This window comes from Actinocatenispora thailandica (assembly GCF_016865425.1).
Lineage (GTDB): Bacteria > Actinomycetota > Actinomycetes > Mycobacteriales > Micromonosporaceae > Actinocatenispora > Actinocatenispora thailandica.
In genome coordinates, this window is sequence record NZ_AP023355.1 from 5,349,711 (window position 1) to 5,364,776 (window position 15,066).

Sequence of the window (15,066 nt, forward strand, 5' to 3'; positions counted from 1 at the left end):
ACTCCAGCTGTCGCCGACCACGCCTGGGCCGGGTGGGCCACGACTGGCCGGCCAGGCTCTCCGGGCCCGGTCGCCGGGGTGAACCCCGGCTACTTGACGACGCCGCCGTTGGCCCGGCAGGTGTCGCGCAGGTGCCAGAAGTCGGCCAGGTACTCGTCGTGCGCACCCTGGTCGAGCACCCGCAGCAGCGCCTCGTCGGCCTGCCGCAGCTCGCCCCAGGCGATGTTGGGGCTGCCGGTCCACAGGTGCGCGCCCGGGTCGCCGGTGATGCCGCCGTTGATCAGCAGGTACTTGGAGTGCACCCGGATCCGCCGCCCGCCGGTGCTGTAGTCGCACTTGGTGACCTGCAGGTTCTTCGCCGAGCTGAGGGCGGCGTTCGCGCCGGAGCTGACATTGCTGTAGACCACGTCCACCCAGCAGCCGGCCTGCGCCAGCGTGTCGAGCTGCTGCGCGACGTCGGTACGGTCCAGCGCCCAGTTGGCGACCCGGATCAGGGTCTGGTGTTTCGATCCGTCCGGATTGGTGTGCGTGCAGGCCACCGACCGGAGGATGTTGTAGACCGTGTCGCTGGACGAGTCGGTGAAGCTGGCCCCGGCCGGCTCGTGCCGCGGGAAGAAGAAGACCCGGTACTTCGTCCCGGTGCCGGAGTCGCGGTAGTAGTCGTTGTCGCCGCTGCTGCTGTGCCGGTAGCTGCGCAGGTCGTCGAAGTACTGGTGGTAGTAGCCGTAGGTGCGCGCGTCGGTGTAGGTGAAGGCGTTGTTGTAGGCGTCCTGGGAGTCCCAGGTGCCGATGTTGGCCGACGCCTGGTACACGACGTCCGAGACCGTGCCGGAGGACAGCGCCACCTGCGAGAACAGCGCGAACTTGTTGTGGTTGTAGGCGGTGGTGGGCGTGCTGGTACCCGGCCACAGGTACTGGCGGGTGCCGATGCAGCCGCGGTCCGGCCCGTCGGGGAACTGGTCCTTGCAGTCGACCAGGTAGGAGGCGGCGGTGTCGTCGCTGCCCAGCGCGGTGCGCAGGGTGTCGACCGGGGCGTTGGCCGCGGACGCGTGGTCGACGATGACGCGCACGTGCACCCCCGCTGGTACGCGGCGATCAGGTCGGCCGCGAGATCGGGTGCGTTGTCGCCGTCCACGACGTCGAAGCCGTAGCTGGTCAGCTCGATGTCCTGGCCGGCCGGTACCCGCTCGATCAGCCCGGCCAGCTGGGTGAACACCGCGTCCTGGGCGGCGGCGGAGCCGGCCGGGTCGTTGAACACGGCATGTCCGATCACCGGCTCCGGGCTGGCCGCCCGGGCAGCCCCCGCCGGAACGGCTGCGACGGTCAGGGCGGTGAACGCGGCGACGGCCAGCGCGGCGACGAGCGGTCGATGGCGCATCTGTCCTCCCCTGCCGCGCGGACGATCGTGCGAGCCGCGCCCGAAGGTTTCTTTAGCACGCAAGGACGATTATGAAGGTATAAACCGACAAAAGGAATACCCGGCCGGGTCACTCCCCGGCCGGGGTGACCAGCCCGGTCTCGTACGCGGCGATGACCAGTTGGGCGCGATCACGGGCGTCGAGCTTGGCGAGCAGCCGGCCGACGTGCGTCTTGACGGTGGCCGGGCTGACGGTCAGGTGCGCGGCGATGTCCGGGTTGGACAGCCCCCGCGCGATCAGGGCCAGCACCTCCCGCTCGCGTCCGGTCAACTCCGACAGCCGCCGGGAGAACGACCGAGACGGCCGCGGCTGACCGACGTACTGGGCGATCAGCCGCCGGGTGACCGTCGGCGCCAGCAGCGACTCGCCGGCCGCGACGAGACGGATCCCGGCCAGCAGGTCGGCCGCCGAGGTGTCCTTGAGCAGAAACCCGGAGGCGCCGGCACGGAGCGCCGAGTACACGTACTCGTCGTGGTCGAAGGTCGTGAGGATCAGCACCCGCACCTCGGTCCCGGCGCAGATCAGCTCGGTGGCCTCGATCCCGGTCATCCGCGGCATCCGGACGTCCATCAGCACCACGTCCGGCGCCTCGGACGATGCGAGCCGTACCGCCTCGTCGCCGGTACCCGCCTCCCCGACCACGGTGAGACCGTCGGCCGCGTCGAGCAGCACCCGGAAGCTGTCCCGCAGCAGGGTCTGGTCATCGGCGATGAGCACCCGGATCGGTTCGGTCACGGTCGTCCATCCTCGCCGACCGCCGGGTACGGAAGGCGCGCGGCCACCCGGAACCCGCCGCCCGCGCGGGCCTCGGTCACCAGGCTGCCGTGGTAGGCCGCGACCCGCTCCCGCATCCCGCGCAGCCCGTGGCCGGCACCCGGTACCGCGGCCGCCGGCGGGGCCCCGGCCGGCCCCTCGTCGCAGACCTCGACGGTGACCCCGGCCGGCTCGGCGGCCACGACGAGCCGGCACCGGGTCGGCCCCGCATGCCGGACGACGTTGGTCAGCGCCTCCTGCACGATGCGGTACACGGTGCGGCGTACCCCGTCCGGCGGCAGGTCCGGCCGTCGCAGCACGACGGCAATCTCGACGCCGGCCTGCCGGGCCCGCTCCGCCAGGTCCCGCAGGTCGTCCTCGGTTCCGGCCGGCGCCATCGTGTCCGCACCGGCACGCAGCAGGCCCAGAACCCGCCGCAGCTCGGTCAGCGCCTCCCGGCTGGTCGTCTCGATCACCGCCAGCGCATCCTGGCTCTCCTGCGGCCGGATCGCCGCCACGTGCCGCGCCACGCTGGACTTCACCGCGATCAGGGACAGGTTGTGCGCGATCACGTCGTGCATGTCGCGGGCGATGCGCAGCCTGTCCTCGGCCACCGCCTGCTCCGCCAGCTCGGCGCTTGCCCGGCGGGCCCGATCCCGTCGGTGCCGCAGGTACCTGCCGGCCGCCCACGGCCCGCACACCAGCGCGGCGACCAGCACCGCCGACCCCGGCGTCCGGCCCGACACGAGCACCGCGGCGACCACCGACAGCACGATCGCCACGACCGACACCCGACTACCGGACCGGGCACCCACCAGGTACTGGGTGGCAGCCACCGCCGCGTAGGGGGCCGGCGTCGCCACCGTCGAGATCGCACCGAGGTCCAGGGCCAGCAGCCCGGCGGCGAGCGCCGCGCCCGCCATCGGCAGCGGCCAGATCCGCCGGGCCGCCACCGGCAGCCCCACCACCAACGCCAGCGCCAGGTGCCCGCCACCGGCACCCGACTCGACCGCGGCATAGCCGCACGCCGCGGCCACCAGCAGCGCGGCCGCGGAGTCCACGGCGAGCCAGCGCCACCCACCCGTATCGACGATCACCTCCGGCACGCTAGCCCGCGCCGCGGCCGAAAGCGTCGTACCGGGGGCTGACAGACCACGGGGGTACCGCTGCGGGCACCGTCGGACCGGCCCGCTGGGGGACGATGTCAGGCGCCGGACCGATGCGGCACGACCGTGCCGACACCCACGCTGGTGGCCATGACGAAACCGACTCGACGCTGGTACCACCGATCCGTTCCGGACGGCACGAACCGGTTCCGGTTCCCGGGGCCGTGGCTGTCCGGACTGTCCTTGACGGTCGCGCCGATCCTGCTGCTGGCCGGTACCCTGCTGCGGCTGGGCGTTCCGTTCTTCTTCCCGGACCAGCTCGCCGCGTACGGCCGGCACGCCGCCCTGATGAACGCGGCGTACGCGACCTTCCTGACCGGCATCCTCAGCCTCTGGCCCGGCGTGCTGGCCGTCGCCCAGCGGGTCGGCGCCACCCGGCCCCGGTGGGCCGCCTGCGGCGCCGGGCTGGTCCTGCTGGGCCTGTTCGCCCGCAGCTTCCACTACGGCGCGAACACCTTCGCGTTCGGGCTGGTCGACTCCGCCGGGGTGGCCGCGGCCACGACCGCCGTCGCCGGTTACTACGCCCGCCCCGAGTACGTCGTGTCCAGCCTCACCGGGTGCATCATGGCCGGCTGGATCGTGCTGGCCGCCGGCTGCTATCTGTCCCGGACCCTGGGCCCGGCACGGAGTGCCGCGCTGGCCCTGATGGCCGGCCTGATGATCGGCGTACTCAAGGGCAGCACGGTGGCATCGGTCGTCGAGACCGCCGGGCTCGCCGTCGCCTTCGTCCCGCTCGGCCTGCGCACCCTGGCCGCCGCGCCGCGGCCACGGCCCGCGGTGGTCGTCGCCCTGGTACCGCTGGCCGTGGTCGCCGTCGTGCTCGGCCAGCTCGGCTGACAGACCGCGCCGGGCCCTCGGAGCGCGCGGACCCGCCAGCCCAGGGTGCGCGACAGCGCGGCCCGGCGAGATGCCGGGCCGCGCTGCTGTTCGGGCGCTGCTGCGTCAGTCGCGGAAGGCGTCCTTGACCTTCTCGCCCGCCTGCTTGACGTTGCCCTTCGCCTGCTGGGACTTGCCCTCGGCCTGCCACTGCTCGTTGTCGGTGGCCTCGCCGAGCTTCTCCTTCGCCTTGCCGACCAACTCGTCCTTCTTGTTGGCCGCCTTGTCATCCGTTGCCATCTGAAATCCCCCTCGTGGTGTCACCGATTCCCGGGGCCGCCGTCTCCCACCGTTGACGGGGACCGCGCCCCGGCCGTCTTCAGGCCCGCACGTCCGGTGGCGGATCGGCCGCACCGGCCGGCGGCGCGTCGCTGACGACCTGCCGCTGTTCGGTGCCGGCCACCGGCTGCCCGTTCCGGTACACCTGCCGCTGGGTCAGCCGGGTCGAACGCCTCCGGCGCGACCACACGGCCAGCGTGATGACCAGGTCGACCAGGCCGGCCGCCAGCAGGATCCAGCCGACGGCCGAGATGCTGATCCAGCCCAGGCTGGCGTGCACGGCGAAGGCGAGGATCGCGCCGACGACGAGCAGGAAGATGCCGATGCCGATGCTCATGTGCCACCTCCTCGAATGGTCGGGACGGAGCCGGGCGGCAGGTGCGGCCCGCGATCTCCGGACGCCCCGGCTCCGGGCCGTACCGGTCGCTCGATCACGTGAAGATGCTCACGCCGCCGGGGCCGACCAGCAGGCCGACGACGATCAGTACGACGCCCCAGAGAATCCGGCGCCGCAGCAGCGAGACGACGCCCGCGACCACCAGGATCACTGCCAGAATCCACAGCAGCAGGCTCAGCATCATGGCTCCCTCGTTCGGTCCCGCCCGGCGGCGCCGGCCGCCGGGCGGGTGCCGGGCCGGCGTGATCGGAGCCCGCGGGCGGACCCACACCCCAATCAATTGCCGCACGGCAACTTGTTGTCATGTTGGTGATGTCCACCCGGCGCGGTTTCTAACCCTCGACGTGCCACGGTTTTGGATCGGCGTCGAGAACGAATCACCACTTTTCCTGGCATTGCGCGTTCTTCGCGCACTCGTACCCAGCTCGGACGGGGCTGCCCGACTGGGCGGTCATGCCCGAAGATGGGTACACACGGCGTGCGGGAAAGGTGACGCGGAATGGACAGTCGTACCACGCTGGTCGGCCGCGCCGCCGAACTCGCGGCGCTCGACGCGGCGGTGCGGTCGGGCCTGGCCGGCGCCGCAGTGCTGGTGGAACTGGCCGGCGATCCGGGGATGGGCAAGACCCGGCTGCTGACCGCGCTGTCCGAGCGGGCCCGCGGCGCCGACCTGCACGCCGTGCACGCCGCCGGCGCCCGGATGACCACCGGCGTGCCGTACTCGGCGCTGACCCCACTGCTGCGCGGCCTCGGCATCGCCGTCGACGGCGACCGCGGCGGCACCGACCTGACCCGCTGGGAACTGTACCGGGCGGTACGGGCGGCGTTCGACCGCCCGACGCTGGTGTGCCTGGACGATGCGCACTGGGCCGACTCCGCCTCGCTCGACCTGCTCGGCCGGCTGCTGCTGGACCCCCCGGAGACCGGCCTGGTCGCCGCCGTGGCACACCGCCACCGGCAGGACCCGCCGGCGCTGGCCGAGGCGCTCGGGCTGCGCTCACCGACCGTCGAGCACCGGCTGCTGTCGCTGCGCCCGCTGTCGGTCGACGACGTCGGCCGCCTCGTCGGCCTGCCGGCCGGGCCACGGCTCACCGAGACCCACGCCGCATCCGGCGGAAATCCTTTGTACGCCTTGGCATTGCGCACCGGCATCGACGGCGGCGACGCCGCGGCGGGCCCGGCGGTGGCGGCCCTGCGCGCCGAGGTCGGCGGCCTGCCACCGGACCAGGCCCGGGTGCTGGGGGTGGCGGCGGTCGCCGGCGACGGCTGCCCGCCGAGCCTGGTACTCGCCTGCAGCACCGACGACGCGGGCGGCGCCGGAGCCGACCGGTACGACGGCGTGGCCAGTGCCGGAGCGGGCCGGTACGACGACGCGGGCGGCGCCGGAGCCGACCGGTACGAGGCGGCGCTGGACCGGCTGCAGGAGCGGGACCTGCTCCGGCTCGACGACGACGGCCGCCTCTGGTTCCGGCACCCGGTGCTGCAGAACCTCGCCTACCGGCAGCTGCCCGGTTCGGTGCGCCGGCGGCTGCACCGCCGGCTCGCCGCCGAACTCGGCCGCCGGGGCAGCACCGCACCGGTACGGGCGCTGCACGTGGTGCGCTCCGCCCAGCCCGGGGACGTACCGGCGGCGCGGCTGCTCCTCGACTGCGCGCAGCAGGTCGGGCCGCGGGCGCCGGGCGTCGCGGTGGAGTACCTGACCGCGGCCCGGTCGCTGCTCGGCCCGACCGAGCCGGACCTGGTCGCCACCATCGAGGTCGAGACGGCACGCCAGCTGATCGCCACCGGCGACCTCGCCGCCGCCGAGGAGATCCTGCGCGCCCCGGCGCCGGCCGCCGAGCGGGCCCGGCACGCGCTGGTCCGGGCCCGGCTGTCCCGGCTGCTGGGTCGCTACGCCGAGGCGGTCGCGACCCTGCAGGCCGAGCTGGCCGGTACCAGCGACCCGCGGCAGGTGGTGCTGCTCGCGCTGGAGGGTGCGATGTGCGCGGCGTTCGGCGGTTCGGCGGCGGTGACCGAGTTCGTGGCACTCGCGCAGCGCGCGGTCGGTGCTGTCACCGACCCGGCCTACCGCGCGGCCGTGCAGGTGGCGCGCGCGTTCCTGACCTCGATGACCGGCGGGCCGGTGCCGACCGACCTGCCCGCGGCGGCCGCCACGCTGGACGCGTTGAGCGACGGCCACCTGGTGCAGCTGCTCGACCCGTTCGGGATGCTCGGCTGGACCGAACTGGAACTGGAGCGCGATGCGGTGGCGTTGCGCCACTTCGAGCGGGCGATCGCGATCGCCGACCGGGCCGGGCACGCCGACCTGCTGCCGTACCTGCTGGTCGGCCGCTCGTACGCGAGCAGCCGGCTCGGCGCCTTCGACACGGCCCTGGACGCGGCCCGGGACGCCGTGGACGCGGCCCGCCGGCTGGGTGGTGCCAGTGTGGTGCTGGCGGTGGCGTTCCAGGCGTCCGCGCGGGTGTACGTGTCGGGCCCGGCCGAGGCCGCCACGGTGGTGCGCGACGCCCTCGCCCGGCCGCTGGGTACCGAGCGGGACTGGTTCGCCGAGATCGCCGCCCGGGTCGCCGCCCGGATCTCCGCCACGGCCGGCGACACCGGCGTGGACCCGAACACGCTGCTGCGCGCCTGCGGTGGCGAGACGATGGCCTGGGTCGAGGTCTGCAACCGGCCGTACTGGTGCACCGTGCTCAGCGAGATGTTCCTCGACCGCGGCGACCGTGAGCGGGCGCGGCACTGGCTCGGCGAGGCGGCCCGCCACGCGGAGCCGCTGGGTTTGCGCGGCGCCGACGCGCACGTGGCGACCGCGCGCGCCCGGCTGCTCGCCGAGGTCGACCTGGCCGCGGCCGTCGACGCCGCCGAGGAGGCCGTCGCCGGCTTCGGCGCGCTCGGCTGGACCCCGGACGAGATGTACGCGCGGCTGCTCACCGCCACCCTGTCCGCCCGGGCCGGCCGCTGGTCGGCGGTCACCGACCAGCTGGCCCGCGCCCACCGGCTCGCCACGTCGATGCCGGCACCGTGGCTGCACCGGATGGTCGCCGGCGCGCAACGCCAGCTGCAGTCGGCCGCCGGCCGGCAACCGGCGCCGGGTGGCCGCGGCGAGCTGACCCGGCGGGAGCGGCAGATCGCCGAGCTGGTCGCGGCCGGCGCCACCAACGCCGACATCGCCGCCGCGTTGCACGTCACCGTCAAGACCGTGGAGGCGCACCTGTCCCGGGCCTACCGCAAGCTCGGGGTGCGCTCGCGGGCGATGCTCGTCGACGCGATCCGCAGCGCGCCGTCGCCCCGCAATGCGCCGTCGCCCTGAGCGCTGCGCACATCACCCGGCGGCCCGTGGGCTGCCGGCCCCGCCGGTCCCGCCGCCGCGCCGGCGGTGCGGCACGGCGGCGGGGCCGGGTGATCAGCCGTACGTGCGGCAGCCGCGGTCGGTGTCGCAGCAGCCGAACGTGTGCCAACCCTCGGTGTTGAGCACGGCGCCGCCGAACAGCGTCGTCAACTCCGGGTTCCCGGCAGGGTTCGTCTCGGCCGGTACCTCCGGGTCCTTCCAGGAACGCAGGACGTCCTCGGTGTCCATCGGATTCCTCCCTTCGTCGTTCGCTCCGTCCGGTGGTGGGCCCGGCTCAGCAGGCGCTGAGGCAGCTCCAGTGCACGCCGGTCTGGTCCGGGCAGCAGCCCCAGGTGAGCGCGCCCTCGGTGGCGATCTGCCGGCCGCCGGCCGGGTCCGCCAGCTCGACCCGCCCGGCGGGGTGGTCCAGGATGCTGGGCAGGTCCGGGTCCTTCCAGGACCGGACGATGTCCTCGGTCATGAGTTCTCCGTTCGCTGTCTGCTGGTGTGCGGGAAGGATCGGTGCGGCGCGGGTCAGCAGAAGAAGTCGGTCGGGCACAGCCCGCAGGTCGACTCGTTGGTCAACCCGTCGCAGCAGCCCAGCGTCGAGGCGTGCTCGGAACTGGGTGCCAGCCCGCCGTGCCCGGTCAGCGCCAGGTCGCCGGCCGGGTTGTCCGGGCGGGTCGCGGCGCCGGTGTCCTTCCAGCCGCGGATCGTGTCGTCGTGACTCATCACGGTCTTCCTCTCAGCAGCAGCCAATGGTGGCACTGACCATGCAGGTGCCCTTGCCGACGGTGGCGTTGCACGACGCCGGGCACACGCTGCCCCAGCTGTCGGCGATCATCCCGCCGGTCTCGGCGGCCAGGTCGATCTCGCCGGCCGGGTTGGCCGCCGCCGCCGTCGAGTCCGGGTCCTTCCACGACCGGATCAGGTCGCTCATCGGATGCTCCTTTCGGTGTCACGAGACGGCACGGCGCCGCCCCGGGTCTCGGAATCGGCGGTACCGAACAGCTGCCGGTACCGGCCGTCCACCGCCACCAGATCGGCGTGCCGGCCGCGCTGCACGACCCGACCCCGGTCCAGTACCAGGATCTGGTCGGCGCCGCGGATCGCTGACAGCCGGTGCGAGATGACCACCCGGGTCACCGCCAACCGCGCCAGCGCGGCGTCGACCTCGCGTTCGGTCTGCGGATCCAGGTGGCTGGTGGCCTCGTCCAGCACCAGCAGCCGGGGCGGTGCACCAGCGCGCGGGCCAGCGCGATGCGTTGCCGCTGGCCGGCCGACAGGGCCGTACCGCCCTCACCGACCAGCGTGTCGTAGCCCATCGGCAGCGCCAGCACGTCGTCGTGCAGGCCCGCGGCGCGGGCCGCGTCGATCACCTCGGCGTCGGTGGCGTCCGGCCGGCTCAGTACCAGGTTGTCCCGGATGCTGCCGTTGAACAGGGTCAGCTCCTGCAGCACGGCGCCGCAGTGCGACCGCAGGTCGGGTACGTCCAGCTCGGCCACCGTGACCCCGTCGTGGCGCACCTCGCCGTCGGTGGGCCGCAACAGGCCCAGCAGCAGCAGTCCCAGCGTGCTCTTGCCCGACCCGGTCCGGCCGACCACGCCGAGCTTGCCGCCGGCCGGCAGGTCGAACCCGACGTCGGTGAGGATCGGCGGCTGGCTGTCGTGGTAGCGGAAACCCAAGCCCCGCACGGTGATCCGGGTCGGTTCGCCGGCCGGCAGCCGGACCGTACCGCTCTGCTCCGCCGGCGTGTCGAGCACGTCGAACAGCCGCTCCACCTGGGCCCGCACCGCGTGGTACAGCTGGCCGACACCGGCGAAGGTCTCCAACGGCGACAGGATGGACAGCGCGACGGCGTTGGCGGCGAGCATCGCGCCGAGGCTCAACCGTCCGGACAGCACCATGCCGGCGCCGAACCACAGCAACGCCAGCGGCCCCAGGGTGCCGACCGCCCGCTGCGCCGCACCGAGTACCGCCGTGCCACGGCCGCGGCGCACCATCGCCCGCTGGTACCGGTCGAACAGCCGCCGCCAGTGCGCGACGGCCCGCTCCTCCACCCCGTTGGCCTTCAGCGGGATGACCGCCTCCAGCGTCTCCACCAGGTAGCTCTGTTCCTCCGACCGGGCGGTCAGCTCGCGCTGCGCCAGCACCCGCAGCCGCCGGTACGTCGCGGCCAGCACCAGCGCCTGCGCGACGGCCAGCGGTACCAGCGGCAGCAGGTACAGCGGGGACAGCAGCACGACCGCGACCAGGTAGCCGATCAGCAGGAACCCGTCCACGATCATCGTCAGCAGCTGCTGGCTCAACGTCTCGCGGGTGGTGGAGACGCTGGACAGCCGCATCAGCAGGTCGCCGCGGCCGCGGTCCAGGAAGAACCCGATCGGCAGCCGGAACAGGTGCTTGACGAACCCGTGCGTCAGTTCCCGGTCGCCCAGCGCGCGCAGCCCCAGCAACGCCAGCCCGCGGGCCAGCGTCAACCCGCCGTACGCGACGCCGACCGCGACGATGCCCAGGCCGACGGCGGGCAGCAGGTCGGTCCGGTGCGCCGGTACCAGGGTGTCCACGACCAGCTTGGTGAGCAACGGGATGCCCAGCCCCAGCGCCTGCAGCCCGGCGGCGAACAGCACGGTCAGCGCGATCAGCCGCCGCCCGCCCGGTACCGAGGCGAACTGGCGCAGGTAGCGCACCATCGGCGCGTCCCGCCACCGGGTTCGGCGCCGCTGCAACCGATCCGTCGGCGACAGCCGCAGCAGGACCCCGCCGTACTGGTCGTCGAAGTCGGCGCGCGGCAGCCGCTGCCGGCCGACGCCCGGATCCACCAGCGACACCGTCCGGTCGTCGGCGCGCACCACGACGACGAAGTGGTGCCGGGCCAGGTAGGCGATCGCCGGGCCGGTCAGCGGCCCGGCCGGCAGCCGGTCGGAGCGCTCGATGCCGACCGCCAGGCCCGCCTTCTCGGCGGCGGCGGCGATCGCGGACACCGACACCCCGTCCCGGCCGGTACCCAGAAGTGCCCGGCACTCCGGCACCGAGGTGTCCCGCCCGTACCGGCTGAGCACCATCGCCAGGCACGCGGCACCGCACTCGGTGCGGGTCAGCTGGAACCGCAGCGGTACCCGGGTCACGGCCGTACCGCCAGCAGCAGCACCGGCGCGATCCGGTCCGGCGCCGCGAGGCGGAGCAGCCCGTGGCCGATGCCGGACAGCCCGGTCATCAACCCCGGCGTCGGCACCGACGACGGGGTGCCGCAGCGCGGGCCGACCCGGTCCAGGTGCCCCAGTACGGCCGCGGCGAGGGTGTCCCGGTGCCCGGCCGCGTCCGGGGCGCCGGCGCGGGCGGCGACGGTGAACAGTTCCAGGTTGCCCAGGTCGCCGTGGCAGATGCTGTGGTTGCCGAAGTGCCCGAACACCGCCGTGGAGCGCAGCGCGCGGGTCAGGTCGGCGGCCGTGTCGGCGTCCCGCTCACCGGCCGGCAGCGCCGCCCGCGCCAGCCCGGTACCGGGCGCGCCGTGGCACCAGGCGTGCATGTGCGGCACCTCGACCGGTTCGCTGCGCCGTGCCCACGGCCGGTCCGGCAGTTGTCGCAGGTCCGGCCAGTTGTCCAGGTCCGGGCGAAACAGCGACCGCTCGTAGGCCAGCGCCGCCCGGCCGGCGGCACGCGCGGCGGCGTCGCCGGTGCGCGCCGCGTACCGCAGCAGGGCCCAGCCGATCCCCGCCGCGCCGTGCGAGAACCCGGTCAGTGGCCGGCCGGAGTCCATGGTGTACCAACCGGTCCCGCCCTCGACCTGGACCGCGGTGTCGACCAGCCGGGCCGCGCAGGCCGCGGCCAGCCGGGCCGCCACCGTCCCGCCGACGCCGGCGTCCAGCAGCGACTCGGCGAGCGCCAGGCAGCCGGCCGCGCCGCCGATGATGTCCAGCGTCTCGTCCCGCTCGACCAGGCCGGTGACCCAGTCGAGGATGCCGGGCACCGGTTCGGCCAGCTCCGCGTCGTCCAGCAGCGTCGCGGCCGAGGCGAGCGCGTAGGCCACCCCGGTCGGCCCGAGTACGGGCCGAGCACGCCACGGACCTCGCCTTCCCGGTCGATCATCGGCCGGACGTGGTCGACCTGGGCCGGCAGCGGGCGCAGCGTCGCGCGGGCCAGGTCCGCGTACCGTTGCTCGCCGGTGAGGTGGGCCAGCCCGGCCAGGAACACGGCGACCCCCGGATAGCCGTTGTACAGGTCGGCGCGCAGCTGGGTGACCATCCACTGGGTGTCCTGCACCAGGTCCATGCCGAGCCAGCCGACCCGGTCGGCGCGCCGGTACGCCGAGTCGGCCAGCCGGTCACCGATCGTCCGGGCGTGCTCCAGCGCGCGTTCGGCCACGCTCGCCGCCGGGTCGGGCGCGCTGCGGGCCGACCGGGACGCGGTGCCATGGCCGGTCTCGGCCCGGGTCGCCAGCGTCGCCTCGATGACCCACTCCTGCTCGGCCAGGTCGTCGTCGCCCAGCCGGTCGAGCACCCGCCGGGTGCGGTCCAGCCCGGACTCCGGCAGCACGCCGGCGATCCGGCCGCCGTCGACGCCGTACAGGTCGGTGGAGCCGGCCCGGGTACGAAACAGCGGCACGTCGCCGTGCCACAGGTCGGTCAGTTCCGCGCCGACCAGCCGCAGCCGCGCGGCGTCCGACACCGACGCCGCCCACAGCAGGCCGAACACCCGCTCCCGGTCCAGCGCGTCCCGGCCGACGTCGGGGTGGCTGGACTCGGTGAGGATCAGCATGTAGTTGCGGGTCGCCCGAACGATGCACCGGGTCTCGTCGGCCGCGCACCGCTCGACCAGCCCGGCGAGCTGATCCCGGTGCGCGGCCAGCACCTGGTAGCCGGCCCGGAACCCGGCCAGCAGGTCCGCCGCGAACTCCCGGACGTCCAGGTCGCGACCGGCCAGGGTGGGCCGGTTCTGGCTGCCCGGGAACTCCCGGTAGTCGCGCACCAGCCGCATCTCGTCGGTACCGGCGGCGTCGAAGGTCACCGACTTGAACGGCAGCACGCCGCCCTTGTCGCCGCCCATCCCGCCGACGTCGAGGACCCCGCCGTCGGGTCCGTAGAGCACCGCCGGCAGCAGGCCGGTACGGCTGACCGAGTCGCGCAGCGCGGCCATCGCCGGGTCGTCGTCGGTGAACGCGGCGCCGGTGGTGACCGGCAGGTCGCCGTGGAACACGGACTCCAGGTCGACCACCACCGGGTCGGCGCCGCAGGCGATCACGTTCTCGTAGTGGAAGTCCACTGCGGCCAGCACGTACAGCAGCGCCAGCAGGGCGCCCTGCCGCCGGAAGTACCCGCGGGCCTCGTCGGTGTCGGCGCACTCGGCGACCGGGACGAACTCCGTCCAGCCGTACCCGTCCGCCGACAGCACCCGCACCCGGCGCAGCGCGGCGTCCGGCAGCCGCTGCGCGTACCAGCCCAGGATGTCGTTGACGTGCTCGTGCAGTGCCAGCGACCGCGGCTTGTACACCAGCCGGGCACCGTCGGCGAAGCGCAGCACCGCGACCGACCGGCCCCGGTCGTGCGCGTCGCCGCCGCCCATCGCGACCTCGACCAGCGTCCCCGGCTCCCCGTCGAGTAGCCGGTCGACCAGCGCCGGCCGGTCGGCCGCGAACCGGGCCAGGAACTCCGCGTACGCCTCGACGGCCTGGTCGGCGAGCGTGACCAGGGTCCGGCCCAGCACCGCGTACTCGTCGAGCAGCGCGGCGAGTTCCGCCGGATCCGCGAGCAGTTCGGCGAACGACCAGAACCGGGCGGTGGCGTCGGCTCCGGACAGCCGGTCGGCGAGCCGCATCACGTTGAGTTCCAGCACCAGGATCCGGCTCGCCGCATCCACCAGCTGCCGGGCCAGCGCCGCCCGGAACGCCGCCAGCAACGCCGGACCGTCGACGTCCGGCGCCAGGGTGTACTCCGAACGTCGGGCCAGCCGGTCGGCGGCGTCGGCGACGAACGGCTCGACGATCGCGGCGAACGCGTCCCGCCAGTCGTCGGTCCTGGCCACGCTGCGGTGCGGCATTTCGGCGACGATGCGTTCGACCCGGCCGGCCCAGGACGGTGCGCCGGCACGCGCGGCGAGCTCGTCGGCCGGTTCGGCGAGCAGATCGAGCAGCCGCTGCGGATCGATCCCGTACCCGGTCAGCACCGGGGCGACGGCATCGTCGGTGACCTCCGGGTACGCGGTGCGCCACCGGTCCAGCCGGCGCGCCGCCCGGTCGGCGTCCGGGCTACCCGGTACCGCCGGGGACGGTGCGCCCGGCGCGGCGATCCGTTCGGCCAGCGTCAGCGCGCGGGCCCACCAGGATCCGGTCAGCGCCGGCCGCTCGCCGCGTTCCCACGGCAGTCCCAGTACCGGCAGGGGGTGCTTGTCGACGGGCACGATGACTCCTCACGGACGGCGAACGGGATGCCGCGAACGCGGCCGACGGTGTTGCCGGGCACGCGCAAGGTGGTGTGGCGCAGTCGTTCTGGCGCGGGTCGTGGCGGGTGGCGGCGGGTGGCGTGGCGCGCGGGCCGCGGCGGGTTCGCGGCCGGTGGCCGGCGGCCGGTCGCGGGCCGGCGGGCGGGGCACCCGCCGGCCCCGATCCGCTCAGCTGCAGGTGACCCCGCAGGTCACACCGCTCAGGCAGCAGTCGTCGCTGAGCCAGTTCCAGTCGGTACGCGGGGTGGCGATCATGCCGCCGTGGGCCGAGTCGAGCTCGATCCGGCCGGCCGGGTTCGGCCGTCCCGGGGCGTCGAGATCCTTCCAGCCACGAATGGTCTGCTCGTGATCCATGTCTGCTCCCAACCGCCGGCGCGGGCCGCCGACGGGATCACATCCTCGCGACGGTGCGGA

General features: G+C 74.4%; 16 protein-coding genes and 1 pseudogene. 2 read left to right on the forward strand and 15 right to left on the reverse strand.

Going from position 1 to position 15,066, the window contains the following annotated elements:
• Positions 1 to 89 precede the first annotated feature (89 nt).
• The 3 genes from Athai_RS23755 to Athai_RS23765 all read right to left on the reverse strand — a co-directional run bounded on the left by Athai_RS23755 (position 90) and on the right by Athai_RS23765 (position 3,268).
• Positions 90 to 1,070, reverse strand: a complete 981-nt coding sequence (locus tag Athai_RS23755; protein WP_239157122.1) for a phospholipase D-like domain-containing protein — start codon at positions 1,068 to 1,070, stop codon at positions 90 to 92.
• Positions 1,071 to 1,487: 417 nt separating this feature from the next.
• On the reverse strand, positions 1,488 to 2,153 hold the full coding sequence (locus Athai_RS23760; protein WP_203963548.1) for a response regulator: 666 nt from the start codon (positions 2,151 to 2,153) through the stop codon (positions 1,488 to 1,490).
• Complete coding sequence (locus tag Athai_RS23765; protein WP_203963549.1) at positions 2,150 to 3,268, reverse strand: sensor histidine kinase; 1,119 nt, start codon at positions 3,266 to 3,268, stop codon at positions 2,150 to 2,152. Before Athai_RS23765 ends, Athai_RS23760 begins: the two co-directional genes overlap by 4 nt.
• 159 nt (positions 3,269 to 3,427) lie before the next feature.
• Here Athai_RS23765 and Athai_RS23770 point away from each other — a divergent pair, with 159 nt between their 5' ends.
• Positions 3,428 to 4,174, forward strand: a complete 747-nt coding sequence (locus Athai_RS23770; protein WP_203963550.1) for a hypothetical protein — start codon at positions 3,428 to 3,430, stop codon at positions 4,172 to 4,174.
• 105 nt (positions 4,175 to 4,279) lie between these two features.
• Here the strand turns inward: Athai_RS23770 and Athai_RS23775 are convergent, their stop codons facing one another.
• From Athai_RS23775 to Athai_RS23785, 3 genes are all read right to left on the reverse strand, one after another.
• Positions 4,280 to 4,453, reverse strand: a complete 174-nt coding sequence (locus Athai_RS23775) for a CsbD family protein (RefSeq protein WP_203963551.1) — start codon at positions 4,451 to 4,453, stop codon at positions 4,280 to 4,282.
• A 79-nt stretch (positions 4,454 to 4,532) separates the two neighbouring features.
• Entirely contained in the window at positions 4,533 to 4,829 is a 297-nt protein-coding gene (locus tag Athai_RS23780) for a DUF6458 family protein (protein ID WP_203963552.1), read from the reverse strand.
• A 94-nt stretch (positions 4,830 to 4,923) separates the two neighbouring features.
• Positions 4,924 to 5,067 (reverse strand): GPGG-motif small membrane protein, encoded by a 144-nt coding sequence (locus Athai_RS23785; protein WP_239157459.1) that lies wholly within the window; start codon positions 5,065 to 5,067, stop codon positions 4,924 to 4,926.
• A gap of 321 nt (positions 5,068 to 5,388) precedes the next feature.
• On the opposite strand from Athai_RS23785, the gene Athai_RS23790 reads away from it, so the two are divergent.
• Positions 5,389 to 8,196 (forward strand): helix-turn-helix transcriptional regulator, encoded by a 2,808-nt coding sequence (locus tag Athai_RS23790; RefSeq protein ID WP_203963553.1) that lies wholly within the window; start codon positions 5,389 to 5,391, stop codon positions 8,194 to 8,196.
• 93 nt (positions 8,197 to 8,289) lie between these two features.
• Here Athai_RS23790 and Athai_RS23795 read toward each other — a convergent pair whose 3' ends face one another.
• From Athai_RS23795 to Athai_RS23830, 9 genes and pseudogenes are all read right to left on the reverse strand, one after another.
• Positions 8,290 to 8,463, reverse strand: coding sequence for a hypothetical protein (locus Athai_RS23795; protein WP_203963554.1), 174 nt, complete (start codon positions 8,461 to 8,463; stop codon positions 8,290 to 8,292).
• A 46-nt stretch (positions 8,464 to 8,509) separates the two neighbouring features.
• Positions 8,510 to 8,695 (reverse strand): hypothetical protein, encoded by a 186-nt coding sequence (locus tag Athai_RS23800; protein WP_203963555.1) that lies wholly within the window; start codon positions 8,693 to 8,695, stop codon positions 8,510 to 8,512.
• Between the two features lie 53 nt (positions 8,696 to 8,748).
• Positions 8,749 to 8,946, reverse strand: coding sequence for a hypothetical protein (locus tag Athai_RS23805; protein WP_203963556.1), 198 nt, complete (start codon positions 8,944 to 8,946; stop codon positions 8,749 to 8,751).
• 13 nt (positions 8,947 to 8,959) lie between these two features.
• A complete protein-coding gene (locus Athai_RS23810; RefSeq protein WP_203963557.1) occupies positions 8,960 to 9,154 on the reverse strand; it encodes a hypothetical protein in 195 nt (64 codons plus the stop codon).
• Positions 9,151 to 9,435 (reverse strand): hypothetical protein, encoded by a 285-nt coding sequence (locus Athai_RS23815; RefSeq protein WP_203963558.1) that lies wholly within the window; start codon positions 9,433 to 9,435, stop codon positions 9,151 to 9,153. The genes Athai_RS23810 and Athai_RS23815 overlap by 4 nt, the downstream gene beginning before the upstream one ends.
• Positions 9,357 to 11,342: a peptidase domain-containing ABC transporter gene (locus tag Athai_RS23820; protein ID WP_203963559.1), complete on the reverse strand. Its 1,986-nt coding sequence runs from the start codon at positions 11,340 to 11,342 to the stop codon at positions 9,357 to 9,359. Before Athai_RS23820 ends, Athai_RS23815 begins: the two co-directional genes overlap by 79 nt.
• Positions 11,339 to 12,244, reverse strand: coding sequence for a lanthionine synthetase LanC family protein (locus tag Athai_RS34365; protein WP_239157123.1), 906 nt, complete (start codon positions 12,242 to 12,244; stop codon positions 11,339 to 11,341). The genes Athai_RS23820 and Athai_RS34365 overlap by 4 nt, the downstream gene beginning before the upstream one ends.
• 74 nt (positions 12,245 to 12,318) lie before the next feature.
• Positions 12,319 to 14,250, reverse strand: a pseudogene (gene lanM / locus Athai_RS23825) (type 2 lanthipeptide synthetase LanM); the annotation flags it as partial.
• Positions 14,251 to 14,820: 570 nt separating this feature from the next.
• Positions 14,821 to 15,006 carry a hypothetical protein gene (locus Athai_RS23830; protein WP_203963561.1) on the reverse strand — a complete coding sequence of 62 codons (186 nt, stop codon included), beginning with the start codon at positions 15,004 to 15,006 and terminating at the stop codon, positions 14,821 to 14,823.
• Positions 15,007 to 15,066 lie beyond the last annotated feature (60 nt).

Excerpts from the sequence above, each read along its gene's own strand:
- Athai_RS23775 (WP_203963551.1), bottom strand. The coding sequence starts at position 4,453 with ATGGCAACGGATGACAAGGCGGCCAACAAGAAGGACGAGTTGGTCGGC.
- Athai_RS23810 (WP_203963557.1), bottom strand. The coding sequence starts at position 9,154 with ATGAGCGACCTGATCCGGTCGTGGAAGGACCCGGACTCGACGGCGGCG.
- Athai_RS23780 (WP_203963552.1), bottom strand. The coding sequence starts at position 4,829 with ATGAGCATCGGCATCGGCATCTTCCTGCTCGTCGTCGGCGCGATCCTC.
- Athai_RS23800 (WP_203963555.1), bottom strand. The coding sequence starts at position 8,695 with ATGACCGAGGACATCGTCCGGTCCTGGAAGGACCCGGACCTGCCCAGC.
- Athai_RS23770 (WP_203963550.1), top strand. The coding sequence starts at position 3,428 with ATGACGAAACCGACTCGACGCTGGTACCACCGATCCGTTCCGGACGGC.
- Athai_RS23790 (WP_203963553.1), top strand. The coding sequence starts at position 5,389 with ATGGACAGTCGTACCACGCTGGTCGGCCGCGCCGCCGAACTCGCGGCG.
- Athai_RS23830 (WP_203963561.1), bottom strand. The coding sequence starts at position 15,006 with ATGGATCACGAGCAGACCATTCGTGGCTGGAAGGATCTCGACGCCCCG.
- Athai_RS23805 (WP_203963556.1), bottom strand. The coding sequence starts at position 8,946 with ATGAGTCACGACGACACGATCCGCGGCTGGAAGGACACCGGCGCCGCG.
- Athai_RS23795 (WP_203963554.1), bottom strand. The coding sequence starts at position 8,463 with ATGGACACCGAGGACGTCCTGCGTTCCTGGAAGGACCCGGAGGTACCG.